General features: G+C 60.1%; 17 protein-coding genes. 6 read left to right on the top strand and 11 right to left on the bottom strand.

The genetic code is table 11. The features are described 5' to 3' along the window. The first annotated feature begins 194 nt into the window (after positions 1 to 194). A complete protein-coding gene (locus tag B5F33_RS09400; protein WP_239285021.1) occupies positions 195 to 1,238 on the top strand; it encodes an RsmB/NOP family class I SAM-dependent RNA methyltransferase in 1,044 nt (347 codons plus the stop codon). A gap of 19 nt (positions 1,239 to 1,257) precedes the next feature. Here B5F33_RS09400 and B5F33_RS10930 read toward each other — a convergent pair whose 3' ends face one another. Both B5F33_RS10930 and B5F33_RS09405 read right to left on the bottom strand, forming a co-directional pair. Continuing rightward, positions 1,258 to 1,410 (bottom strand): hypothetical protein, encoded by a 153-nt coding sequence (locus tag B5F33_RS10930; RefSeq protein ID WP_158095349.1) that lies wholly within the window; start codon positions 1,408 to 1,410, stop codon positions 1,258 to 1,260. 182 nt (positions 1,411 to 1,592) lie between these two features. After that, positions 1,593 to 2,480 (bottom strand): DegV family protein, encoded by an 888-nt coding sequence (locus tag B5F33_RS09405; RefSeq protein WP_087411558.1) that lies wholly within the window; start codon positions 2,478 to 2,480, stop codon positions 1,593 to 1,595. Positions 2,481 to 2,874: 394 nt separating this feature from the next. On the opposite strand from B5F33_RS09405, the gene B5F33_RS09410 reads away from it, so the two are divergent. Continuing rightward, entirely contained in the window at positions 2,875 to 3,279 is a 405-nt protein-coding gene (locus B5F33_RS09410; protein WP_087411559.1) for a GtrA family protein, read from the top strand. 30 nt (positions 3,280 to 3,309) lie between these two features. Here the strand turns inward: B5F33_RS09410 and B5F33_RS09415 are convergent, their stop codons facing one another. After that, entirely contained in the window at positions 3,310 to 4,386 is a 1,077-nt protein-coding gene (locus B5F33_RS09415) for a glycosyltransferase family 2 protein (RefSeq protein WP_239285023.1), read from the bottom strand. A 207-nt stretch (positions 4,387 to 4,593) separates the two neighbouring features. Between B5F33_RS09415 and B5F33_RS09420 the strand changes: the two genes are divergently transcribed. Continuing rightward, entirely contained in the window at positions 4,594 to 4,992 is a 399-nt protein-coding gene (locus B5F33_RS09420) for a GtrA family protein (protein WP_087411560.1), read from the top strand. 545 nt (positions 4,993 to 5,537) lie between these two features. Beyond that, positions 5,538 to 6,662, top strand: coding sequence for a hypothetical protein (locus B5F33_RS09425; protein ID WP_239285025.1), 1,125 nt, complete (start codon positions 5,538 to 5,540; stop codon positions 6,660 to 6,662). A gap of 114 nt (positions 6,663 to 6,776) precedes the next feature. Here the strand turns inward: B5F33_RS09425 and B5F33_RS09430 are convergent, their stop codons facing one another. The 7 genes from B5F33_RS09430 to B5F33_RS09465 form a co-directional block, all read right to left on the bottom strand. Then, positions 6,777 to 7,733: an acyl-CoA dehydratase activase gene (locus B5F33_RS09430; protein ID WP_087411561.1), complete on the bottom strand. Its 957-nt coding sequence runs from the start codon at positions 7,731 to 7,733 to the stop codon at positions 6,777 to 6,779. Between the two features lie 149 nt (positions 7,734 to 7,882). Further along, positions 7,883 to 9,094 (bottom strand): 2-hydroxyacyl-CoA dehydratase, encoded by a 1,212-nt coding sequence (locus tag B5F33_RS09435; RefSeq protein WP_087411562.1) that lies wholly within the window; start codon positions 9,092 to 9,094, stop codon positions 7,883 to 7,885. Next, complete coding sequence (locus B5F33_RS09440) at positions 9,087 to 10,088, bottom strand: acyl-CoA dehydratase activase-related protein (RefSeq protein WP_239285027.1); 1,002 nt, start codon at positions 10,086 to 10,088, stop codon at positions 9,087 to 9,089. The genes B5F33_RS09435 and B5F33_RS09440 overlap by 8 nt, the downstream gene beginning before the upstream one ends. Positions 10,089 to 10,359: 271 nt before the next feature. Further along, positions 10,360 to 11,838 carry a protein kinase gene (locus B5F33_RS09445; RefSeq protein WP_158095350.1) on the bottom strand — a complete coding sequence of 493 codons (1,479 nt, stop codon included), beginning with the start codon at positions 11,836 to 11,838 and terminating at the stop codon, positions 10,360 to 10,362. 87 nt (positions 11,839 to 11,925) lie between these two features. Beyond that, entirely contained in the window at positions 11,926 to 12,390 is a 465-nt protein-coding gene (locus tag B5F33_RS09450) for a helix-turn-helix transcriptional regulator (RefSeq protein WP_239285029.1), read from the bottom strand. Between the two features lie 148 nt (positions 12,391 to 12,538). Beyond that, entirely contained in the window at positions 12,539 to 13,285 is a 747-nt protein-coding gene (locus B5F33_RS09455) for a DUF4352 domain-containing protein (protein WP_087411564.1), read from the bottom strand. A gap of 474 nt (positions 13,286 to 13,759) precedes the next feature. Then, on the bottom strand, positions 13,760 to 17,197 hold the full coding sequence (locus B5F33_RS09465) for a pectinesterase family protein (protein ID WP_087411566.1): 3,438 nt from the start codon (positions 17,195 to 17,197) through the stop codon (positions 13,760 to 13,762). Positions 17,198 to 17,692: 495 nt separating this feature from the next. On the opposite strand from B5F33_RS09465, the gene B5F33_RS09470 reads away from it, so the two are divergent. Further along, positions 17,693 to 19,345: an S-layer homology domain-containing protein gene (locus B5F33_RS09470; protein ID WP_158095351.1), complete on the top strand. Its 1,653-nt coding sequence runs from the start codon at positions 17,693 to 17,695 to the stop codon at positions 19,343 to 19,345. A gap of 44 nt (positions 19,346 to 19,389) precedes the next feature. Then, positions 19,390 to 19,608, top strand: a complete 219-nt coding sequence (locus B5F33_RS09475; protein ID WP_087411568.1) for a DUF3006 domain-containing protein — start codon at positions 19,390 to 19,392, stop codon at positions 19,606 to 19,608. Positions 19,609 to 20,122: 514 nt separating this feature from the next. Here the strand turns inward: B5F33_RS09475 and B5F33_RS09480 are convergent. Beyond that, entirely contained in the window at positions 20,123 to 23,302 is a 3,180-nt protein-coding gene (locus B5F33_RS09480; RefSeq protein ID WP_087411569.1) for a DEAD/DEAH box helicase family protein, read from the bottom strand. Between the last annotated feature and the right edge of the window lie 1,285 nt (positions 23,303 to 24,587).

Raw genomic sequence — 24,587 nt, forward strand, 5'->3', positions numbered from 1 at the left:
AAATAGGGGTTCATCTGGCCGAATCGCGCACGCAACTTTCGTTGGGCGCACGTAACTTTCGTCAAGCGCACGCAGCCTTCATCGAGCGCGCGTAACTTGCATCCGGGACAAGCGTCGAGAGACTCAGCCGAACCACTCGCCCGCACCACTTACCCGTGCTACTATGCCCACAACCGCGCGATGAAGGATGGGGTATGGACGAAACCACCGCAACAGCCATGGACAAACGCAACGACGAGATTCCCCAGCTGCTCGTAGAGGAGCTTCCCAAGCACTACGGCACCGAGGACGAAGCTCGTATCCGCACGGGCTTCGAAGTCGCACAGAAGCGTCCGGTCACCCTGCGTGCCAACACGCTGGTGGCCACGCGCGACGAGGTGGCTTTGGCCCTCGACCAGGCACGCATATCCTGGCATGAGGTTCCCTGGTACGAGGATGCCTTTGTGCTCCCCGACGCCTCCGAGCGGTCGGTGTGGGAGCTGCCCATCTATCAGGACGGCAAGATCTATCTGCAGAGTCTCTCGTCCATGATTCCGCCCCTTGTGCTGGCTCCGCGCCCTAAGGCAGACGTGCTGGACATGTGCGCCGCCCCCGGCGGAAAGACGTCTCAGATGGCAGCGCTCTGCAGCAAGGCACACATCACTGCCTGCGAAATGAGCGTGCCGCGCGCCGAAAAGCTCGAGCACAACCTGAACAAGCTGAGCATCCACAACGTCAACGTCATGCGTTGCGATGCCCGCCGCCTGGACAAGTTCTTCTCGTTCGACCAGATTCTGCTCGACGCGCCGTGCACCGGCACCGGTACCGTGCGCGCCGGCGATCGACGTGCCTGCAAACACGTCACGCCGGCCCTTCTGGCCAAGGTGATGAAATCCCAGCGCGCGCTGCTGGACCGCGCGCTCGACGTACTCAAGCCGGGCGACAAGCTGGTCTACTCGACGTGCTCGATTCTTCCTCAGGAAAACGAAGAACAGCTAACGGCTGCGCTCAAACGTCATCGTGACTGCACGGTGGTACCGCTGACTCTGGACAACCTTGAGGCCGCCGACACGGGCGACAACATCGACCCCGCAGCCCGCCGCGCGCTCGCGTCCGATAGCCTGCGCGCCATCGTGCAAGCAGCAGCCGACGGCTCCATCCCCACCCTGCCGAACAGCCTTGAGGGAACGCTGACCGTATGCCCCACGCAAGACTACGAGGGCTTCTTCGTGGCGGTCGTCGTCAAGCGGGAGCAGTAAAAGCGTCGCGATGAACGACTTAGCGCATATGACTGCCGCCACGCGGCGCATCGTTGCGCTCGCCGCGACCAAAGTGCGATTTGATTGCCGTAATCAAGGCATAGATGAGGGCTGCGGCCACGATCACACCGATGAACAGGCCGATCGGCTCGACGATATCCATGATGCCCATTCGCCTTGTCACCATTCCTTATGGTCGTCCACGGCACCAGTTACATGTGACAGCTTACCAGATTGTGGGCCGCGGCCCACATGTTGCATGAAAAGAGGATAGGCCCTGCGCCTGCTTCAACGACTGGATGCAGGGCCTCTCCCCAGACGGCAGGCGCTCCAACCGACGCCTGCCAGGTAGCGCTAGTCCACGCGCTTGTCACCCATGAAGAAGAGCGCGACCGTACCCGGACCGGTGTGCGCGCCGATGACCGTGCCGATGCTAAAGATCTGGATGTTGTCCTTGAGCGCCGGCACCTGCTCGCCGATGAGGCGCGCGACCTCCTGGGCATCCTCAAGGCAGGAAGACTGGGAAATGAAGCACTTCCCCGTATAAGCAGAGCCGTTCTGAGCATGCTCGACGCACTTCTTGGCCAGCTGCACGATGGCCTTTTTCTTGGTGCGGATCTTCTCGCGCGGAATGAGCTTGCCCTGATAGTCGACGTTCATGACCGGACAGATCTTGAGCGCTGTGGCGATAAGCGCACTCGTCGCCGAGACGCGTCCTCCGCGCTTGAGGCAGTCCAGATCGGACACAAAGAACCAGTGGTTCAACTCGAGCTTGTGATCCTCGGTCCAGGCAGCAAGCTCTTCGAGCGACATGCCTGCGTCACGATGGTCGGCCATGTAGTCCAGCAACAGACCGTAGCCCGACGACGCCGCAAGCGAGTCGATCACGCGAATGGTGCGCTCGGGATACTTGTCGGCAAGCGTCTCGGCGGCCAGGCATGCCGAGTTGTACGTGCCCGAGATGCCCGAGGAGAGCGTGAGATGCAAGATGTCCTTGCCCTCCTTGAGGTACGGCTCCCAAAAGGCAACGTACTCGCCCGTTCCCACCTGAGACGTCTTCGCCTGGGCGCCGTTCTTCAACCGCGTGAAGAACGCATCCGGCGTCGTGCTTTGAAACAGGTCGTCGGTATAGGTGACGCCGTCGATCTCGTAGTGGAAGCAAACGTACGGGATATCACGGCGCTCAAAGTATTCGCGCGTCATATCGGCAGTGGACTCGCAGCTCAAAATATAGTCGGCCATGAACACTCTCCTTTGCAGACAGGGCGACGAGACGTGGACTCGAAACGCCGGCACGTCCTCGCGCGCGTTCAGGTCGTATTATCGCATGTTGACGTTACGTCGCGTCTTCTCAACCGTATGAACGACGAAAACGGGCAGGTGTTGACGGCATTTCCTCATCTGTCGACAAATCGTCAACACAATACGCAGCCTGGTACGAGGGCCGCGCGTGTCCGCTTCGCCGCCCTCGCCCCACGACGGCTGCCTCGGACCCGTCAAAACAGTCGCCCTTCAACGGCCATCCTTGCCCCGTCAAAGCGGCCGCCCTGGTCCTCCCTTGGCAAAACGGCTACACTGTGCCGATGACATACATCCCGCAAGCATCTTGCGAGCGTCTCGTCGGCAGGGAGATCCCATGCGACAGCTTCTGGCACAAATCATGAAATTCGGCGTCGTGGGCGTCATCGCGTTTGTCATCGACTTCGGCGTCATGGTATTTCTCACCGAGGTCTTCGGGCTCAGCCCCGTCGTATCCGCAACCATTTCGTTCACGGTGTCGGTCATCTTCAACTACCTGGCGAGCATGCGCTACGTCTTCCGCCACCGTGAGGGCATGAGCCGTCGTCGCGAGTTCATCATCTTCGTGGTGCTCTCGGTGCTGGGCTTGCTCATCAACGACGCGCTCATGTGGATAGGCACCGAGCGCCTCGTGCTCGACTATCGCGCCGTCAAGATCTTTGCCACCGCCGTGGTGATGGTTTGGAACTTCGTGACGCGCAAGATCTTCCTGGAAGACCACGGCGAGCAGCCGAAGGCATAGGCTCCCGGAGCGTCCATCACGCCGCAGCACTTATCGCGTCGCGCCCGTAGACTCACCTTCGTCGGCAGGTCGACCCTCTTGTACGGCGCGGGGCGGCACGCCTACGCGACGCTCGACGATATAGCGCGGACGATGCTTCACTTCCAGGTAAATGCGCCCCACATATTCGCCGATAAGGCCGAGCGCAAAGAGCTGCAAGCCGCCGATGAGGCTGATGATGCACACCAAGCTCGCCCAGCCGGGCACCGCGTGTCCCATACAGGACACGACAATGGCCCAAATTATGAAGAAGACGCTCGCAATGGAGAGAATCCCGCCCGCCACGGCGATGAGGTGGATAGGCTTGACCGTGAGACTCGTGATGCCGTCGAGCGCCAGGGTCGCCATCGCCGGCACCGAATAGTGGCTCTTGCCCGCCAGGCGCGGCCGGCGTTCGTAGGACACGGTGGCAGAGGAAAATCCCAGCAGCGGAATCAGGCCACGCAGGTACAGATTGGCCTCGGTATAGGATGCAAGCTCGTCCAACACGCGATGCGAGAGCAGCCGGTAGTCCGCATGGTTGTAGACGGTCTTGGCGCCCATGGCAGCCATGAAGCGATAGAAGCCCTGGGCCGTGGCGCGCTTGAACACGCCGTCGGAAGCCCGGCTCGACCGAACACCGTAGACAACCTGCGCGCCCTGAGCATAGGCTTCGACCATTCCTTCCATGGCGCGCTCGTCGTCCTGGCCGTCGGCATCGATGCTGATGCAGATGTCACAACACCGCCGAGCCTCCAGAAGCCCCGCCATAAGCGCGTTCTGAAAGCCGCAGTTGCGCGAAAGCGACACCCCCATGATGCGTTCGTCACGCGCCGCGGCCTCATCGATGATCCGCCAGGTGCTATCGTCGCTGCCGTCGTCAACAAAAAGGAGGCGGCTGCCGGGACTCACGCTGCCGCACGCAACCAGCCGCTCAAGCTCGTCGAGCAGAAGCGGCAGTGTGCGCGGGAGCACGGCCTCTTCGTTGTAGCAGGGAACCACGATGACGAGAACGGGCAGGCGCGGCGCATTCTGCGGCGCCTGGGGGCACTCGCCCACCATGGCATCCGAACCGGCATTCGCTTCCATGCCGACCCCCTCTCTCGCCGCACGAACGACGCCGGGAGACGGCGCCTGCGCACAATTTGCAAACTTAGTATAGAACGCCCTCCGGCGCTTACAAAACCCTGACGATTACCGTATAGTACTCGTACCTTTTCGAGCGGTTTTACGCTGAGACAACAAATTGGCGCCCCGCCGCTCACCTCACCATTGGTCTTCGTTGGAAGTGGTTGCGTGCAATCTGTTCTCAAGCGTCCCTCGATGCAGCAGTTCTTCAAGTTCGCCGGCGTCGGCATCCTCTCTTTCTTGGTGGATTGGCTGATGCTCATCGTGCTGGTCGAGACCTTCCACGTCGACGTTCTCATTGGCACCACGGTTTCGTTTCTTACCTCGGTCGCTCTTAACTACGTGTTGAGCATGCGCTATGTGTTCGAGCATCGCGACGACATGAGCCGCAAGCGCGAGTTCACCATCTTCGCGATTCTCTCGTGCATTGGGCTGGGGCTGAACGACCTCTATATGTTTATCGGCGTCACCATGCTGAACATTGGCTATCAGGCCATGAAGGTCATCGCGACCTTCTGCGTGACGTGGTACAACTTCTTCACGCGCAAGAAGTTCCTTGCAAGCTAACGGCTTCACCCTTCCTCATTGATACGAACGTCCAAGCGGGCGGCTCGAACAACGGGTCGCCCGCTTTGTTATGCAGCTGCAAATGAAGCAAAACTGAGCATCGGCGAGCGCCGTTTTCGCCGACGCTCAGTTTTGTTTCAGAACCAAAGCCGATTCTGGGGAGAAACCGAGCGTTGACGAAACACCGGCAAGCGCCAACAGCAAGGCTGGATCAGGCATGCGCTTCGCACGCGCTTCGCCCTCTGGGTCACGCTCCGTCGATATGCAGCGTCATACCCTACTTGATTCACCCTTTGCCCTGTTATCATCCTGTATACAAGGGAATTTGGAGGGTACTTTTCCATTTGTTAGACCCCCTCAAATCCTTAACCTTAAAGGTGAGCTTGAACCCCCATAATTTCTTAACAACTCATAAAATCCGCTGGTAGATACCAGTGTTAAACCTTCAACTTGAGCCTTAAGGATTGCATAGGGGGTTATTTATATTTTAAGCGAAGCTATAATCGCATCAGCGTTTCAGGCAAAGCAGAATGTCGAGGACATAGATGCGAGATTCAAAACGTTCCATCATCTCCGTGGTCGCTTCCCGACCCGCCCGCGCACTCACGTGCGCTGCACTCGCGGTCGCGTTTGCGGCGACTCCGGTGCTCTCCCCCGTTTCGGCGTACGCCGTCTCGGCCGAGACTCAAAGCCAGCTCTCCTCTGCCACCGAGCAGGTTGAAGCCAGCGCGAAGGCGTACGACGACGCCGTCGCCAAGCTGAACGAGCTGCAGGCGAAGATCGATGAGAACACCGCTAACATCGCGGACATCGAGGCACAGCTCCCCGAGGCCCAGCAGCGCGCAAGCGAGGCTCTGAAGGAGCTCTACAAGTTCCAGAAGGGTTCGAACCCCCTGGCGGGCCTGGTGCTCAACTCCGAGAGCCTGAGCGACTTCATCACCACCTGCGTGTACATGAACCAGATCCAGTCCTCCAGCAACGAGGCCATCGAGAACCTCAACACCATGCAGCAGGACCTGGAGCAGCAGAAGGTCGAACTCGACCAGGCGAAGGCCCAGCTTGAGCAGGAGAAGCAGAACGCAGCCGACGCACTTGCCCAGGCTCAGGAGCTCCGCTCCCAAGCACAGGCCAAGGCCGAGGCAGAAGCTGCCGCCGAGCTTGCCGCACTTGCCGAGGACACCGCCCCTGCCGAGGGCGAGGGCGTAAGCGGCGGCAACCCCAACAGCACCGCTACCACCACCGGCGAGACCGCCAACGTGACCGTGGGCGCCGGCGGCGTTGACTGGAACATCTCCCGCGACGATTTCGTGGCCACCTGGGGCCCGCGTATCGACGCTTACCTTGCGGGCTCTCCCCTTGCCGGCTATGGCAACACCTTTGCCTCCGCCGCCTGGCAGTATGGCGTCGACCCCCGCTGGTCTCCCGCCATCGCCTGCATCGAGAGCACCAAGGGCGCCCATTGCGCCAACAGCTTCAATGCCTGGGGCATGAGCGCAAGCGGCGGCGGCTGGCGTGCATTTGGCAGCTGGGAGGAAGCCATCAACGAGCACGTCTCCTACCTGCAGCGCGTCTATGGGTCGACCCTGACGCCCGCAGCTGCCCAGAAGTACTGCCCGCCCACCTGGCAGGATTGGTACAACAAGGTCGCCAGCCAGATGAACCTGATCTAATTCGCGGCACACCACAACCACACCACAAAACGCCGCAATCATCGCACGACAGCGATAAGAAAAAGCCCCGGGAAGCCGGGGCTTTTTGGTAACCAGCACAGAAACTGAAACAGGCTATTTGACCTTAATCGCGCCGCGGTCGCAACGGTTGCCCCAGGAATCGATGAGGTCCTGGTCGCGATAGACGCACACGATCTCGCAGTGATTCGCGCAGTGGCCGCACACAACCTCGCGCGTGCGGAACTCGAAATCGTCGATATCGAACTTGAAGGGCTCGTCACGCATCTTGGGTGCATCGGCTGCAAGCAGGGCTGCGCCGAAGCATCCCATAAGGTGGCCGTCGGGGTCGACGATGACCTTCTTGCCGAGCGCCTCCTCAAACGCATGGACCACGCCCACGTTCTTGGACACGCCGCCCTGGAACACCACGGGGCTTTCGATCTTCTTGCCCTTGCCCACGTTGTTGAGGTAGTTCGTGGCCACCGCGCGGCACAGGCCCGCAATGACGTCCTTCTTCTCGTAGCCGACCTGCAGCTTGTGCACCAGGTCGCTCTCGGCAAAGACGGTGCAGCGCGCAGCGATGTTGGCCGGCTTCTCGGAGGTAAGGGCGATCTCGCCGAACTCCTCGACCTCTACACCCAGGCGATGTGCCTGGCTCGACAGGAACGAGCCGGTACCAGCGGCGCACAGCGTGTTCATGGCGTAGTCAACGGCAATACCGTTCTCGATGCAGATGATCTTGGAGTCCTGGCCGCCGATCTCCAGGATGGTGCGGACATCCGGGTGCAAAAACGTCGTGCCCACGGCATGCGCGGTGATCTCGTTTTTCACCACCTGGGCATCGAGCATGGCGCCCACCAGGCGACGAGCCGAGCCCGTGGTGCCAATGGACATGACGTGAACCTCGTTGAGGTCGATCTGCGAACGCAGGTCGTCGACCACACGACGGACAGCGCCCGATGGGTCGCCCTCGGTCCACAGGTAGGAGCGGGCGATGATCTTCTTGTCGGGACCGATCACCACGCCTTTGGTGGAAATGGATCCCGTATCGATACCAAGATATGCTTCCATGGAGCAAACCTTTCTCTTTGAACAACGATTCCAGCAACAGGTACGAAATGCCGGGGCGGCGGCAACAAGCCTCACTATCGGGGCCCGGACGCAGCGGCGTGGCAAACGCCAGCGCCCCTCGTCCAGCAGCCCTGAGCAAACCCAGCTGTCTAGCGGACTTTCCGCATGGCGATCATGTCGTAGAACGCCTCGAGGCGCGTGTCCAGACCGGCGTCTGACGTCTGCGTGTCGAACGTTAGGAACAGCACCGGCACGTGGTAGTCGCGCGAAAGGCGCTGCAACACCGGCATGACGTCGATCTCGGGCGTGCACCCGGCAGACTTGATATGCACGATGCCGTCAACGCCCTGCTCGGCCGCACGCTTGGCGTAGGCAATGTTGAAGGTCGACGTAGGACCCATGTCGTAGCTGCTGTACTCGGCGATGCTCGCCTGCATGGCCTTGGCGTTGTAATGCAGATTGAAGTTGGAGATGGACATGTAGTTGGCAACCTCCACGCCCATGTCGAGCAGCTTCTGCTCGAGGTCCAGGTTGCTGTTGGGGTCCTGCGCGGTGTAGTACTCGCCCACAATGGCCACGCGCACCGGGTCGACGGGCTTACGCGTGGGCAGCGCGTCGAGCGCATCCATGGCCCGGCGGAAGCCATCTTCGATGTCGGCGTTGCAGGTGGCCGCGTTCATGGCAGAGATGAACTCCTTGCGCACGCGATCAAACGAGCCGTGCTCGACCTCGAAGCCGGCATTGGCCAGATAGCGGTCGCGGAACGCATCGATATGCTCCACCATGCGATAGGCGCCCAGCAGGTTTTTCACGCCGTTGGGTATCGACAGGTTGGGGTTCACGACCTTCTTGCAGTAGGCCACATAGTCGCGCACCTTGCCCGTCGCCACGTCCGAGAAGTTAAGCATCTGAAAGTTGTCGTACCCAGCGTCGCGCAGGATCATCTCCTGCAGCTCGCCGTAGTAGTTGAGCCGGCAGAAGCCCGTCACCTGAACGAGCGTATCGGCTCCTTGGTCAAGCGCCGCCGCATAGTCACCGATGATGTGCTTGAAAGGCGTGCACACGTAGTCCGCGCTCATCTCCTCGCCGCGCTTGATCGTAGCACGCGTGGGCGTGGGCGTGGGCACAAAATCCGCGTCGAGCACCTGCTCGGTGAAATACTTGAATGCGGGTTCGTAGTTGCGGAAATGGAAGAACGACACCTTGTGACGCGAGTGACGGTCGCGCTTGGGACGCTTGCCGGTAAAGAACAGCGGCCGGGGCTTGCCCTCGTTCACCGTGATGCGGCCACGCTCCTCGGAGGGGTCCTTGACGCGGGGCTCGCCGACGCCCTGCTCGGGCTGCGACTGATAGTTACGCATTGAGGTACCCGCCCTTCTTCTGATAGGAAAGAATGTCCACGAAGCTCTCGACGCGCGTCTCGACGCCCGCTGTACCCGCCTGTGCGTCAACGGTGAGCGTGAGGATCGGCTTGCCCTTGATGCAGCGCTCGATGGCGTCGTCGCACATGGAGTCGGGACCGCAGGGGTAGGCACTCATGAGCACGATGCCGTCGATATGGTCGTGCAGGGCCAAGATCGAGCCGATGAGCTCTCGGTTCACGATCCAGGGAATGGAATGAGAGAACTCATAGCTTCGCTTGAGGGAGCGAGGCTTGTCCGTCTCGTCCGCAAAGAGCACGCACGCGCCCTGCTCACGAAGCGCGTCTTCCACCACGCCACCCACGAACGGGTCGTGGCTCACGTACGGATGGGCCGCGATGAGAATGGTGAGCGGGCGCTCCTGGGCGGGAAGCTTGGAGAGGTTCTTGACGAGCTTTTCCTGCTCGCGCGCCATGCTAGCGTCGTAGTCGCGCTGGGCCGCGGCAGCCGCCTTGTAGGCGCGCTTGGCCTCCTTGTGCGAGAGACCGAAGCGGGCGGCGAGCCCCAGGTAGGCGCTCTCCTCCGTCTCGCCCCGCAGCTCATCGATGCGCAGCGAGATGATCCGCACGCTTTGACCCGCGACGGCAAACGCATTGGCCGCAAGGTCGGGCAGCGCCTGGAACTTGGTGCAGAACGTGTCGAAACGTCCATAGCCCATGAGGCTCGGAACAAAGACGGCGTCGACGTTTTGCTCGACCAGGGCGGCAACATGGCCCAAAAACAGCTTCGAGGCCAGACAACACTCGTCTACCGAGAGATGGTCGCCCACCTCGAGCGTGCCGCGGTCGGACGGGGCATCCAGCACAACCTCGCAGCCAAGCTGCTCAAAGAAGGTGCGCCAGGCAATGCCATAGCGATAGTACAAAAGCGCGCGGGGAATGCCGACGCGGCGAACATCGGCAAGGTCAGCGCGCCGACCGAAGTCCAAAGACACAGATTCCTCCTTTTACTCAATAAGCTGCTATTGTACTCGTGCTTGTGGCAGATATAGACAACTCGTCAAAAAAGCAGGGTGCGGGGCGCGGCGGGTGCGGGGCGCGCTGGCTGCGCGGAGTGTGGCCAGCGCCTTCTCGGGCGCGGGCGCGCCGTTCTCGGTGGCGGGTGCGGGGCGTGCTGGCCGCGCGAAGCGGATGTGCCGACTTTGATGACGCGCCAGACATAACTCTCGGCGACTGGCGCCAGCATCATGGGAGGCGCGGGCGACGCTAGGAGATAACAGCCGTGCAGACGAGCAGAACGAAAAAGAGCAGCAGAAGCATGAGGACATATGCCTTGAGGTCTTGCCGCCATGTGCGCGACGCCAGCGACGGAACACGCCGATAGAGCCGGCGTTTGTCTGCAGCAAGGTAGGCGGCGCCCAAGCAGGCTGGATAGACAAAACCAAAGGCAATCACGGCCACATACCAGATGGGCTTGCCCACATTGCTGCCCGTTGGATGCTGAACAGCATTGACGAGCGCTGGCGCCAGTATCACGCAGAGCACTAAAAGCACTACGTTGCGCACCCGTCCGGCACGTTCAGAACGGCGGCGCGTCGCCGGCGTCGAGACATCGGCGGCAAGGCCCACCGAAACGGCGTGCGGGGCCGCCGAAGCGTCCACCGCCGCTGTACGTGAGGTCGGCCCGATCTGCTGGGGTGTGACGTCAGATGAAGCGACAGACGCACGCAGCGCAGATGCGGCTGCTCCGCCCGAAGCGGATTCGACACCGTCAGACGTTGGGGCGGGCGCATGTTCCGGAGAAGCCGTGCGCGGCTCGCTCGTCTTCTCGAGCGCAGCAACAAGCGCGACCCGGAAGGCACGGGCCGTGGGATAGCGATGGTCGGGGTCGAATGCGGTCGCAGTCTGGATCACCTCGGCCAAGGCGTCGGATACGCCGGCCGCTCGCAGGGTCGCAGTGTCGAGCTTACCTGCGGGTTCGATTCCCGTCAGGCAAAACCAGAGCAGCATGCCCAGCGCGTAGACATCGCTGCGCACGTCTGTCTGACCGAAGCCAAACTGCTCGGGCGGAGCATAGGCCCGCGTCCCCAGATGCACGGTATCCGACGAGGCGTCCGGACGATGTCGGCGGGCGATGCCCAGGTCGATGAGCGTCACCGAAGAGCCCTCCCCCACCACCACGTTGCGTGGTGTGAGATCGCGGTGGATAAGCGGAGGGTCAAGCGCGCCATGGAGTTCTACGACCGCGTCGCAGAGAGCGGGCGTGACACGGGCAGCAAGGTCGTAAGAGCCGCCCGCACGGCGCACCAGCTCTTCAAGGGTCTCCCCGGGGACATACTCGCTTACGACTGTGAGTTCGTGGGCGCTCTTGTAGCAATCGACGAGGCGCGGCAGATGGACAAAACGCCTTCCCGCACGCTGCAGACGCATGAGCTCCTCATAGCCAACACCAAGGCCATCCCCCAAAGGAATGCGCTTACGGACCAACGGCCCCAGCTCCGCCCCGTTCGCGCCCACAAACATCACAAGGTCCGTGGTGCCGGCGCGGCCGAGCGGCCGGACCACGCGATAGCAGTCATCCCGCCTCACCGAGGCCAGGTAGGCATCGAGCTCCTCGTGAAGCGAGGCGCGAGCGGCATCCTGTGTGGTCGCGTCGCTCGAAATCGCGCCCGAATCATTCTGTGCCGCGTGATATGTGGAATCTGCCTCTTTCATAGTGCCCATGGTAGCAGACGGTGCGGACACGCCCATGCACCTGCGCCGGAACGGTTTTTGAGGCCCGGCGGCAGCGCAAACGCCCTCACCGCATCAGCCAAACCGCGCGATACAGGCTCAGCCTCCCAGCGGCTCCTCGCCAAACCGATAGAGCTCCTCGTTGAGTTCGAGCAGTCCCAACCCTCGATCGATGCAGAACAGGATGATCGCGTCGCGACGATCTTTGCAGTACAGCTCGTTGACACCAGCTGCCTTAAGCAGGCGGTTTGTCTCAAGCAGATCGCAGCCCATAGCAAGCGCGAGCTGCAGGACCTTGTCACGCGAGGGGTTGCGCTGCCCCTTGAAGATCTGGTAGCCGAAGGTCTCGTTGATGCCGGCAGCACGCACCACGTCCGCCCGCTTAAGCCCCTTCGCCTCGAGCAGCTGGTTCAGATACTCCGCCAGGCTCCGATGGGTAATGCCGCGAGCCTCGGTGAAATCAATCGGGCTGGGAGATGAAAGGAGCTCGTGCAGCAGCTCGTCGGTCAGTGGCTCGTCAGCACTTTGCGCGCCGGCGCCCGTCGTCTTGTCGCCTGTCATCATCCACCTCCCCATGCCCTTCGTGCCGTCCATCTTATCTAACCGAGCCCGTTTGCGCACCCGCGACCGGGCGCGCGTCTCACGCACCCGGTCGCGATTCCTCTCCTCGGTATGGGGATGGCGAAAACCCGGTCTTTTTCGCGGCATGGCGCTATGCGAGCGTCCAGCTTGCCGTGGGCGTATCCGAGAGCATGGAGCTAAAGTAGAGCGCCATGACCGTATCGCCCGCAAAGTAGATATTGCCCGTCACGCTGCCTCCGGCCGCAAGGGTCCCCGCGGAAAGCTGGTTTGTTCCGTCGGCGTAGTAGATGCTGGACTCCTGCGCACCCTGGGCGTCCTGCCCCTTCCAGTCGTAGGGGTTGTAGTTTGCGCCCTCGTCGCCGTTGTTCACATAGGTGACCTGAATGCCCACGACACTCGAGCCGTCGTAATTCGTAAGGCCGGCCTGAACCGAGTCGACGGTAACGACAAGCCCGTTCTCCAGGTTGACCGACGTGCCCACAGCCAGATCGGTGTAGTCCTCCGCAGCGCCGGCGCCTGCGGCATCTGTGGACTCATCGGTCGCGGTCGTGTCGTTTGAGGGCGCGTCGTCAGAGGTCGACGTGGAGCTAGCCGCAGGCCCATCGATGGCGGCCCCGTACATGCTCTGCGTACCGAACACAATGGCAAGCGCGACGATGTTCACGATAAGTCCGGCGATGGCAGGGCCCCTGCCCGCCTTCTCGCCGTTTCGCGTCCCCACCAGCCCGACGATGGCAAACACGACACCGACGATACCCACGACGAACGCGAGATTGTTGACGATGGGTATCCAGGAGATGATGACCGCGATGATACCCAGCACGAGGCCCACGATGGCCGCCACGGAGCGCGGCTGGCGCCGAATCAAATCCGACATGGTAACCGTTCCTTCCCTCCCGACGTGCCCTTGGCAGCCAGGAGCATGCGTTGCTTCCCAACAAGCCCCAGCATAGGGATTTGGCCGGTTGGTTTCATTAGCTGGGAGCTAATGAAAAGCTCTGCAGCACGCTGGAACGCCCGTGGACGGAATTTCATATTTCCGCAGATAGATCGCTTGATATTGCAACACTCTCCTTCATTGGCTTGCAGCCTGGTACGAATCCGGTACGAATCGTGCCAGAGCCTTGCGTTGGGCCTCTTTACGAGCCATCGGAAAACCTCGGTCGCAGAATCGGCGATGACAAGCAAATCAATGCCGAACAGCACGTCCGAGTAGCCGGACAGCACGCTCGAGCAACTGAAGCCATACAAAGACATGTCCCGGACATCCCTTGGTGGGGACATCCGGGGCATGCACGTTTTACGCTCGTCTGAAAGCGCCTCGGTTAGGCCGGGCGCAAGGAGCGGTGTCCTATTCCTGCGACTCCGACAGGCGCATCATGAGCGCAGCGATCTGGGCGCGCGTAATGGCTTGCTTGGCATCCAGCGTGCGCGAACCGTCCGAATGTTCCGCGCCCCTCAGAACGCCCTCGGCGACCGCCCACGACAGGGCGTCCTGTGCCCAGCTGTCAACATCGGTGCCGTCGGGGAATGTGCTAAGGTCGGCGCGGGCCGACGTATCGACCCCCATCGCTTCTGCACAGCGCATAAGCACCACAGCGGCCTGCTCGCGGGTGAGCGGATTGTCCGGCCCGAAGGCGCCCGAGCCGTCGGAGTAGCCCATGAAGATGCCGTTCTCTGACGCCCACGCAACCGCGTCGAGATACCAGCCGTCGCCTGCGAGGTCGGTGAATTCAGAGGACGAGGGTGTGCCGACGTCGGGCTTGCCGGCGATGTTGTAGAGTACCGCCGCCATCTGCGCGCGCGTCAGCTCGTCATCCGGGCCGAAGGTCGGCTCCGACACGTTCCCGTACCCCGTCATGACACCGTTCTCCACAGCCCAGTCGACCGCATCGTGGTACCACTGAGCCTCATTGACATCCTCGTAGCCGTGCGCGACACACAGGTCACCGCCGTCGCAGCCAAAGACGACCTCGATGGTGACCGCGCCCTCGGGCTGTACGAAGCTGTAGGTGCCGTCCTCGTTTACGGTCACCTCGACCGAGTTGCCGTCGGCGTCGGTGACGAGGACGTTGCGCACCTCCTGACCCGCGTCGGGGTTCGCAGAAATCACGACCTGGTCGCCCGCCTCAGGCTTCTCGGTGCTGACCGCGACCGTGCCTTTACCTGAGCCGCCCTCTTCGATGGTCGGCTCGTAGTCCGGAGTCTCGGGCGTCCCGGTCGACCCGCCGCCCACAGGCGGGACCACGACCGGCGGGTTGGTCGGCTCGGTTCCGGGCCAGACGGCGCCGCTGTCGTCGTAGGGCAAACTGCTGGCGATGGTCTTGGGGTTCCAGGCTCCGTCCATGAGCATGGCCGAGTAGCAGGAAGCGGCGGTAACGGTATCATCGAACTTTCCGGGAAGGATGGGGCCCTCGGCGTTTCCGCCCGGATAGGTGCAGTTTGACTCCACAAAGCGGACATCACTAATAAACGAGATGGAATGGGTATCCTTGCCGTCCTCCGTCCTGCCCATCCAGGGACTCCAATGTTCTTTGGACAGGTTCGAAGGCATGGTGCACCCGATGAAGGTCGTTGCGGAGGAGACGTTCGCGTAGCTGGGATGTTTGAGGCCGGCATTAAAGCCCTCGTAAATCGTGTGGCCGTCGTCATCCACATGCTGCCCCTCGTAGTAGCACAGCGTCTGCCAAGGCCTGCCAAGGTAAACATCCTTCAACGAGGAGTCCGCGGTCAGCGTGCAGTCGTTGAACACGAGACCGGTGTAGCCCTTCTTCGTGTTGGGCGCAGTGTAGTAACCGCTCGTGCGGCCCGGGAATGCCACCATGTTAATGGTGCACTTGTCGAAATAGGCATCCGCGTCGCCGAAGATGAAGTCGACAGTTCCGTCGATCCGACAGTTCTCCGCGTACACGCGGTTGCCCGCACCCTCAACGTAGAGCGTGTCCTGACGACCGATGAAACTACAATTGCGAAGCACGATCTTGTCCGCCTTGGAGTCGAACGCCACAGCGGGCGTCTGCTTACCCTCCTCTGCGTGGTCGACGACGTTGTAATCGTTCTGGAAGGTAATGCCGTAGGCAGTGAAGCCGGTGCCACTCGCCCTCACGAGTACCGTCGCGCACTCTGCCGTGCCGAGGTCGTAGTCATCCTTGGGAGCGTAGTTATTATCCGCATCCCACGTGTTCCCTGAGTAGTACGACGCGCGGATGGTGACCGTCTGCTGTCCCGACTCATCAGCATTCTGGAAGATGACACCAGGCTGTTTTACCTCAACTCGCTCATAGTAGTCGCCAGGAGCAATGCTCAAAACGAGGTGATCCTTGAGGGAAGACGTCTCATGCTCGAGCGCGTCGCTAATCGTCTGATAATTGCCGTCCTTGCCGACGGTAACGATATGGCTGGTCTCCTCGTCATCAGAAGCATAGTCGAGCGAGATGCCCGTCAGGTATGTGCTTGTAGAGCCGGTGCCACCCTCGGGAAGTCTGAACTCAAGCTTGATGTAGCGCGCCGTCCTCGACGCGTCAACCGTGATGTCTCTACCGAAGGAGGCCTTCGCACCGTCCACGTAGAGGTCTGTGCCAACGGTCCCCGTCGCCTCGATGCGCAGAGTCGCCGAATCCCCAGCGGCCAGTGGCACATAAACAATCGTCCCGCTGTTCACCTGGGTATCCCCGTTGCCCGGGCGTCCAGAGAATTTGCCGCCGCGCGAGGCATCGATACGCAGGCCCGACCAGTCGCCTCGCGTGCCGTTGATATCGGGCAGTGAGGTGCCCTCGGTCGCCGCGAGATTCCAGGTCATGTCCTCCGCCTCGACGCCATCGGGTGCGCCCGGGTACGTCGAGGTGTCGGAAATGTAGTCGAGCGATATGAGCTTAAGGTAGCTCATATCGGTGAACTCCACCTTTACGTAGCGGGCGCTGCCTGCGGGAATAGTGTATACACCGTTAACAGCCTCAAGGGTCACATCGCCGTCCGTCACATTGAAAGTAGCCGTGGAGTTCTCAGTTATAACCAGCTCGGCAGCATCTGAGTCCGCAGCGACAGGAATGTAGACTATCGTGTTTGCGTTCACCTGGACATCAGAGCCTCTAAGGTCGAACTTGGCACCTGATGACGATGCATCGATCTTGAGTCCGTCGTGCTCCCCGGTCGTTTTCTGGATCCCGCCGCCGTCGTCATCAGGCGTACTCGTGAAGTCCCACGACGTGTCGCGTGGCTCGATGTCGGTAGGCGTTCCGGGAAACTGTTCGGAATCCTCGTTGAACGTGAGAGACATAGAAGCGAGATAAGACTTCTCAGAAGTGAACTCAATCTTCACGGTCGTCGCGGTGCTGCTAGCGGGAACGGTGATGGTGGGATTACTCGACTCGACGGACACGGGAGCAGCATCTCCCACAGAAGCGTCAGCCGTCGTAGAACCACCGGACAGCGTGATCGAGAGCGTGGCGACCTTCTCCGAGGGACCAACCACGACCGAGAGAATCGTACCCGCATTGACCTGCGTATCGCCATAATCTGAACGAGGAGCGAACTTGCTCTTATCTGCTGTCGCGTCGATGCTGATTCCGTCGTACTTCCCCTCAGAACCCTCAAGAGGAGCGGTGTTCTTGAGCTCATCGTTTTCATTCGGATCAAACGACCAGGTCTTATTCTCTGTAAAGACGCTACTTGCCGCTACGGAAGCCTCCCCCGTGTCGGGAAGCGCGAAAGCAACCCCCGGCACCGCGGCGGGCGCCATCATCGTCGCCACCAAAGCGGCGGCCACGACCCCGCGGTAGCTTGTGTTCATATTGCATTCCCCCCATCAGGCGTACATGGCAAGCCGACTCTCGGCCGCCATAAAGCGAAACGGAATAGTTTGTTGCACCGCTCTCGTCGAGGCCAGAAAGCCCCGACCGTGCACGGGTGAAAAATCTAGTCACCTCGCGTTTTCGCCTGTTGGGATTTGCGTAACGTGCGCCCACCGTTTACCGGTTTGACAGATAATCGTCACATAAATTTAACCCCCTACCAAACTATTGTTTGAGGGGGACAACTGGAATTTGCCGAGGTACAACGCGTGCTCGACTTCCCTAGAAAAGTTGAAAGCAAACGGTCAACGCAGGGTCATAAATCGCATCATTTAGCCACGAGTCATCTGAAGCGGCACGCCCGCGAACCTCAAGCCCCCAAGACAACTGACCCCGCATACGGAACCACAACAACCGCTCCCCCACCCTCTGGCTTGCACGAAGACCGGCGGTGCTATGGTCGAAGCGTTCGCCCTATGGGAAGGAGAGCAGCTATGCGAAAAAAGCGAACGGTTATTGCGGCCCTCGCCGCGGCGATCCTGGCAATCGGGTCGCTTGCGACACCGGCACCGGCGTTTGGCACCGAATTCTCGGATGTTTCCAGCAGCCACTGGGCATACGACGTCATCGATCAGGCGTCGGATGAGGGCATTCTAACCGGCTATGACAACGGAGCCTTTGGACCGGACGATTCCATCTCGCGCGGCCAAGTCGCCACGGTCATGTGGCGCATCGCAGGAGAACCCGAGGCAGACGCCCCCGATTTCCCCGACGTCGACTATTCCTGGTTCTATGGGAAAGCCATTGAGTGGGCACGCTCTGCCGGCGTCATCAACGGCTATCCGGACGGCCGGTTTGGCCCGAACGATCCGATCACTCGCGAGCAGCTCGCAGCGGTTCTGTGCAATTACAGCGAGGCAAACGGGGCGGACACGGCAAGCGATGCCGACCGCCTGCTCAAGTATCCCGACCACACGTCAGTTTCGACCTGGTCGTCATCGGCCATTTCCTGGGCCGTCGAGCAGGGCATTATGGGCGGAGCAAACAACCTCAACGCCACCTCTGGCGCAAGCAGGGCTGAGGCCGCCAAGATGTTCCTCGTCTTCAAACACGGCGGGAACAAACAGCCGGCGCTCTACAAGAGCCATTTCATCGACGTCGGCCAAGGGGATTCGGCCTTTATTGAGCTCGGTAATGGGCAGACCATGCTCATCGATGCGGGAACCGCCCGCTATGGGAGCACCGTTGTGGACTACATCCGCAACCTTGGATACAGCCGCATCGACTACGTGGTCATGACGCACCCGGATGCGGACCATATCGGCGGCATGGCAACGGTCATCAACTCGCTCGATGTCGGGAAGCTCTATGCGCCGAATTGCGGCAATACGACGATTACCTGGGAAGTGCTGCTGGATACCATCGCGTCCCATGGATTGACCATCACCGAGGCAAAGGCCGGGACGACGATTGTAGACACCGACGACCTCTCGGTGCGTTTCGTCGGGCCGCAGTCGATTGGAGACGATTCCAACGACAACAGCGCGGTGGTGTGGACCGACTACGGTGGAAAGACATTTTATTACACGGGCGATGCGAGCGCAAGCGAGCTCACGTCGTACGCGCCCGGCCACGCCGACGTGCTCAAGGTGAGCCACCACGGGTCGAACACGGGCACCTCTGCCTCCCTGCTGGCAAAGACCACGCCGACGTTCTCGGTCATCTCGGTCGGGGCGGGAAACTCGTATGGGCACCCGACGCAGTCTGTACTCGACCTGCTCTATGGCAGCGGGTCCCAAGTCTTCCGAACCGATACACAGGGCTCCGTCACGGGGTATTCCGATACCTCCGCAGTTTGGTTCTCAACAACGCCCACGACGCCTCCGGAGCCGGAACCCGAACCGACTCCTGAACCTGAGCCGGCGCCCGAGCCGGAACCCACGCCTGAGCCAGAACCAACGCCCGACCCGACGCCTAATCCGGGCCCCAGCCTCAACACCACTGTCTATGTGACTAAGTCGGGCAGCAAGTACCACCTGAGCTGGTGCCCAACGATCAAGCGCTCCAAGAACCTGCGCTCCATGACCGCCGCTCAGGCCCTGTCGCAGGGCTACGGCGCCTGCAAGGTCTGTCGGCCGCCGGCGTAAACCAGCGGGCTTCTGCGGCTTTTTTAAACGAAGGAGTTACATCCATGAGAGGCATCGTTGACAGAATCGAAGAAGGCTATGCGGTCGTCGAGCACGATGACCTGACCTTTTCTGATATTCCGCTGCGCGAGCTGTCTCCCGAGATAGCGCAGGGAGACTGCATTCACCTCGTGGATGGCCGCTGGACGATCGACCGAAACCGCACCGAATCTCGCAAGCGGCACATTACAGAAAAGATGCGGCAGCTGTTTAGGGAGAGCTGAGGCGCTTTTTGGCCATCCTTGCCTAGCTATTGGTGCTGTAGCGGACAACTGGGAATCGCTCGATATGAAGAAGCGGGGGCCGCGCATGGATTGTGCGACTCCCGCTTGGCAGCTCGTTTCGTTATTATGCAGTTGATTTACGACTTGCCGAGTAGACCCCGTTTTTGGCGACACGCGACCTGCGCTTTTGTTGCCCAAAATCGCGGTGTACTCGGCACTTTTCGAATTAACTGCATAAAACCGAAACGAGTTTCTGCCCGGATGCGATTACGTGCGACTGTCCTAGCATTTTTCCCAGTTTTGGCGAGGTGCGAGCTGTTCCTCGGCTAGACCGAGGGCGGGTGATGCTCGACGCATAAGAGAACAGCCGCCTCTGGCAAGACGGCTGTTCGGCGTGGGCTCACCCACCAAGCATTATCCACAGGAGGGCTTAAAACCTTCTGCTTGCTACGAGTATACCCCTCGTTCTACGCCAAGGTGAGGCGCTGTCAGGTTTCGCAATCTGCCTTGAGTTCTACACCAATCTATCCAGCCCGCTTATACGGCACACTTCTTGATACAAATCGTGAGCAACCTCGGCGCTGTCAATCCGAATACTGCTTGCCTCAGATGAAGGTCTGCCCAGCAATGGCAGGTCACCATACCAGGTGATCTTCTCATCGAAGACGGCAAGCCCCGATCGAATGACGCGCGCTGGAACAACCTTACAGCCAGCCTGTTCGAAGGTGCGGACAGGCTGCGCGTCTTCACACACATGCGAGCGGCCGCGAGGTGCCCTCCTGCCGATATAACAAGAGATCCGGATTCCTCTGCTCACCGCTTGCTCAAGCACAGGCGCGAGCATGCGCGCGCATTCCATATCAACGCAAGGGGCAAACACCTCGATTGAACGAAGGGTAGCCTGGACATCCCGGGTGAAACTCTCAGCCCACGTCGCGGCGTCGACAAATGAGCCACGCGGGCCATCTGATGCCTCTGAGCCTCCAGCAACCTCGTATCCTAAGGATGCATAGACCTTAAGACGCCGCTTGTAAGAACGCTCGAGCTGCGGAATTGAAATGTCAACATAATCGTAAACCGTAACGGCAGATTTGCCCGGCATCACTCGGTGCAACCGGCCCACCTGCTGAATGACAACGCCGGAATACGAAACCGGAGTCGCCATAAACAGCGCGGTCAGCTCGGGCATATCAAATCCCTCTCCAAGGCAACTCTCAGTGGCAACAATCACAGGCAGGACTGCTGACACATTTCGAGCGTCGCACCCCGAGGACACATCTGACGTCGCGCCAGGGTTATAAAACTTCTCCATAGCATGATGGGCCTCGGCCACAATTCGCTGACGTGACCGTTGGGTTCCATCGCCCGTTATCTGATACGGCTGTAGGCCGGCTTCCTTAAGCCTCCTTGTGAGGTCACTCACATGTTTTCTACGTTTAGACATAACCAGCGCGGCCGCCCCGGAGCGAACCGCACGGACAACATCATCCACAATGAGAGCGTTGCGCGCCTCGCTTTCGCACAACAGATCCAGCACTTGGTTGTGCGTCATGCCAACTTCATAGCCTGGGTAACGCACGCCCGTAAACCGCGTCACAAGCAGACGAGCGAATCCCTGGCGTCGCGCCTGCTCCTTTGGGTCCACGGCATAACGGATGGGGCCACACACCATCGAAAGCGTTCGATCGAGTCCATCGGAACGTCGAGGCGTCGCCGAAAGGCCAAAGATTCGATGCGCTGACACCCGCTTGAGCACAAATTCGAGCTGAGGCGCTGCGGCATGATGGCATTCGTCAACAATCACCATGCCGTACGACCTGGCCTCGGGCAACAGGTATCGAACGCCATGTGTATCTGTTTTAGTCAGTGATTGGAATGTTGCGACATCGACCACCCCAGTGAGCCGCGCTTTTCCGCCCCCAAGCACACCGACCTCGAACTTACCGTCGGGCCCTAAAAGAAATCCGGACAAGCTCTTACGCCACTGTGACAAAAGAGCCGTTTTAGGAACGACTACCAGAGTGGAAACCTTCTCCCGCGCTATCAGCCACGCTCCGATAACCGTTTTGCCAAAGCCGGTTGGCGCCGAAAGGATGCCGCCATCGTACTTCACCAATGCCTCCGCGGCCTCTTGCTGGTCAGGGCGCAATTCGCCGACAAACTCAAGCTCGACGGGTTTGCCGCTTGTCCGCATATCTCGGATGTCAAAATCCACCCCGGAAGCCTTAAGAAGCTCGACAAGCTCATCACGACATCCACGGGGAAGCGCTACAGCCCGTTCGGAACCATCCACCAACTCAGCAGGAACGCCCTCGTGTGCACTACCTGCTCCAGCAAATGCATCCGAGAGGTCCCTCGTCTCGCCAACATATATGTAGCGAGATATGTTGTAGACAGAACGACCCTGCGCTTGCGCACGATAGAACTCCGGATTGGCATAAGCGGCAATCCACCTAATGCGGCTAAGCGCCGCGGGTGACAACCCAGCCTCGGGCACATAGAGCATGTCGGACAGGACAATTGAGAGATGTCGAGGGAAGTCCCACGCATCAAGCGCGGCATCGCCGCAGGAAACCGGCCGATTTCCTTCCACAGCGTTGTCAGATTCCGTCTCTGCAGACTGCTCGCGGCAGCTCCTCGTCAGCGAGCGTAACGAAGCCTGAGCGCTGCCATGAGCTCTCCGTATGAGGTTCTCAACCCCTTGCTTGCCCACCTTGGTAACACATGAGAGATACGCCCACTGATCCGCATACGCTTGAAACTCATCATCCACAAACACGCTGTTACCCTTGGCAACCGCTCGGCCTTGAAGTGGCAGAGCAATCAGGTTGCCAAAACCGCCCTTAGGCATTATGTCCTGCGATGGGAAGAGTCGGTCAAACGATGAGAAGCCAACTGTTTGTGTTCGAGACATCGCCTCAGCAAGCAGCCGCGTCCCCAATCGGCGGGCGTCGCGTGCAGAGACAGGCTCGGCAAAGAACAGCCACACGTGAGCCCCATTGCCCGAACGCGAACGCTCTGTTGCCGGATCGAGCCCATGGGCACGCGCTGCATCCCGGTATGCGCTTGCTGATTCGCGCCAACCCACACCATCGAAGTCCGCAACGAGCACCGACGTTGTGTCGTCTGGTGGAAGCAACACGTATATACCGACAACGTCGCGCAGCCGCTCATCTTCACCCTTGAAATGAGCAACAAGAACGCGGTCGGTAAGTTTGCGAAACGCCCGCCGGTCGCATCGACCACATTCAACCCGCGCACCCAGGCATTTTGGACAGATGCCACGCGCGTATTCATTCGCACACGCCGGCGCGTACCCAATACCGCCATCCTTTCGACGATAGCCATGGGCATACACGTCGCTGCGGGCCTGGAAAAGCGATTTGAACAACGCGACCTTATCCGCAGTCGAACTCGCCGACGTCACGATTCCCGTATTTGGTCGCATATCGTTTGGAATGCTTGCATCTCCCTGCAATGGGAGCTGGCGCTTATCATCTTGAGACCCAGTCGACGCTTGGTGCGCATCTGCCAGCCATTCCTCTTGTGGTAAGTAGAACAGAGCACCGGCATCATCTTTGCACAGGACGATAGCCTGCTCTCCGTCGTCTGCATGAGGTGCATGAGTCACAAACTGCAGCAATCGCCCCTCGCGGCGTACTCGCTGGGGAAATCCCTGGGGAACAGCGCCCATATCGAACCTCGTCTCGCTAAAACCTGGACAACGAGCACTTCTCTATGGTGGCACAAGGTTTAATGTATAAGGAGATATTTCTTGCCGGCGCATCTCCGGACTACGAGTCTATTGTTTTTTTATAGATGAGATCGGGTGCTCCTTGGCTTCAAGATACCCCAACACGACAGGGCGCATGATGATTGATTTCTACGAACATGTGTTTCTTCTTGCAGGTACATGCACTATAATGTAGATACGCGAGCGGGCGGTGCCCTCCGAGTCCAGCAGGGTGGAAGGGAGGGATCCCGTGATCGCAGAGCTCACCGAGCTGTCGAGGGCGCTCGCCGTCCTCGCAGCCATGACGATCATCCTGATCCTGCTTCTAAGGAAGAGGTGATCCGACCGGGTGGGACCGCGCGATAAGGGAACAGCCGCCTCTGGCAAGACGGCTGTTCGGCGTGGGCTCACCCACAAAGTCAGTTGTTAAAACAGGAGGGCTAAAAACCTTCTGCTCGCGTACAGTATACCCGCTGGCGCCCCTGCTTGCCAGCGGGTATACGCCTTTTTCGGCAACCCCGCCCCCGCCCCCCGCCGGCAGAAAGACAGATAGATTGTCGATCTCAAGTTTATCAAGGCGGCCGGGGGCAGCACGGCTGAGACGCCGCTAGATAACACATGAGTCGAGAGCCGGAATACCCGCCAGTAATCTCATTAGCGAATTCTTTCCTAAACGGCTTTTCAGAAATCGAGCGCATTACAGCCGTGAGGCGAAGGGCCAACAAAGCGCCATTCGTTAGCGAAGCTCTCTATAGTTATCGAACATATGTTTTATCTAGCAGGTCAACATGGTAAACTGAAGTCAATCGAGCGGGCGGTGCCCTCCGAGTTTAACGGGATAGACGGGGGGATCTCTTGCAGAAGCTCGCCACGCTGCTGCTCGCGGCAGCGATTCTTCTTGCGCTGGTTCTGCTGGCGCAAGAAGTCATGTTCGGTTAATCCGAAACTAAATGGGTAATGTCTACGCATGAGAACAGCCGCCTTTGGTGGAGACGGCTGTTCGGCGTGGGTATCACCCACAAAAGCAACACTAGCAGGAGGGCTCAAAACCTTCTGCTTTATATGAGTATACCCCAACGATGTCCCGTTCGTCACAGGGTATGCTCGGCTCTTCAAGGTCGTCTCAGCGCGTTTGATTTGCAAGTTCATCGAAACGCTTCCAGGACTCAGCGGGACATGTCCCGCTGAGTCCTGGAAGCGTTTCGCGCTAGCCTCCCGGACGGGGGCCGGATCGGCCGGCCCGCGA

Source organism: Collinsella sp. An2, from assembly GCF_002160065.1.
Classification (GTDB): Bacteria; Actinomycetota; Coriobacteriia; order Coriobacteriales; family Coriobacteriaceae; genus Limicola.

Coding starts and splice junctions, on each gene's coding strand:
- B5F33_RS09400 (WP_239285021.1), top strand. CDS start 195: ATGGACGAAACCACCGCAACAGCCATGGACAAACGCAACGACGAGATT.
- B5F33_RS10930 (WP_158095349.1), bottom strand. CDS start 1,410: ATGGGCATCATGGATATCGTCGAGCCGATCGGCCTGTTCATCGGTGTG.
- B5F33_RS09405 (WP_087411558.1), bottom strand. CDS start 2,480: ATGGCCGACTATATTTTGAGCTGCGAGTCCACTGCCGATATGACGCGC.
- B5F33_RS09410 (WP_087411559.1), top strand. CDS start 2,875: ATGCGACAGCTTCTGGCACAAATCATGAAATTCGGCGTCGTGGGCGTC.
- B5F33_RS09415 (WP_239285023.1), bottom strand. CDS start 4,386: ATGGAAGCGAATGCCGGTTCGGATGCCATGGTGGGCGAGTGCCCCCAG.
- B5F33_RS09425 (WP_239285025.1), top strand. CDS start 5,538: ATGCGAGATTCAAAACGTTCCATCATCTCCGTGGTCGCTTCCCGACCC.
- B5F33_RS09430 (WP_087411561.1), bottom strand. CDS start 7,733: ATGGAAGCATATCTTGGTATCGATACGGGATCCATTTCCACCAAAGGC.
- B5F33_RS09435 (WP_087411562.1), bottom strand. CDS start 9,094: ATGCGTAACTATCAGTCGCAGCCCGAGCAGGGCGTCGGCGAGCCCCGC.
- B5F33_RS09450 (WP_239285029.1), bottom strand. CDS start 12,390: ATGATGACAGGCGACAAGACGACGGGCGCCGGCGCGCAAAGTGCTGAC.
- B5F33_RS09455 (WP_087411564.1), bottom strand. CDS start 13,285: ATGTCGGATTTGATTCGGCGCCAGCCGCGCTCCGTGGCGGCCATCGTG.
- B5F33_RS09465 (WP_087411566.1), bottom strand. CDS start 17,197: ATGAACACAAGCTACCGCGGGGTCGTGGCCGCCGCTTTGGTGGCGACG.
- B5F33_RS09470 (WP_158095351.1), top strand. CDS start 17,693: ATGCGAAAAAAGCGAACGGTTATTGCGGCCCTCGCCGCGGCGATCCTG.
- B5F33_RS09475 (WP_087411568.1), top strand. CDS start 19,390: ATGAGAGGCATCGTTGACAGAATCGAAGAAGGCTATGCGGTCGTCGAG.
- B5F33_RS09480 (WP_087411569.1), bottom strand. CDS start 23,302: ATGGGCGCTGTTCCCCAGGGATTTCCCCAGCGAGTACGCCGCGAGGGG.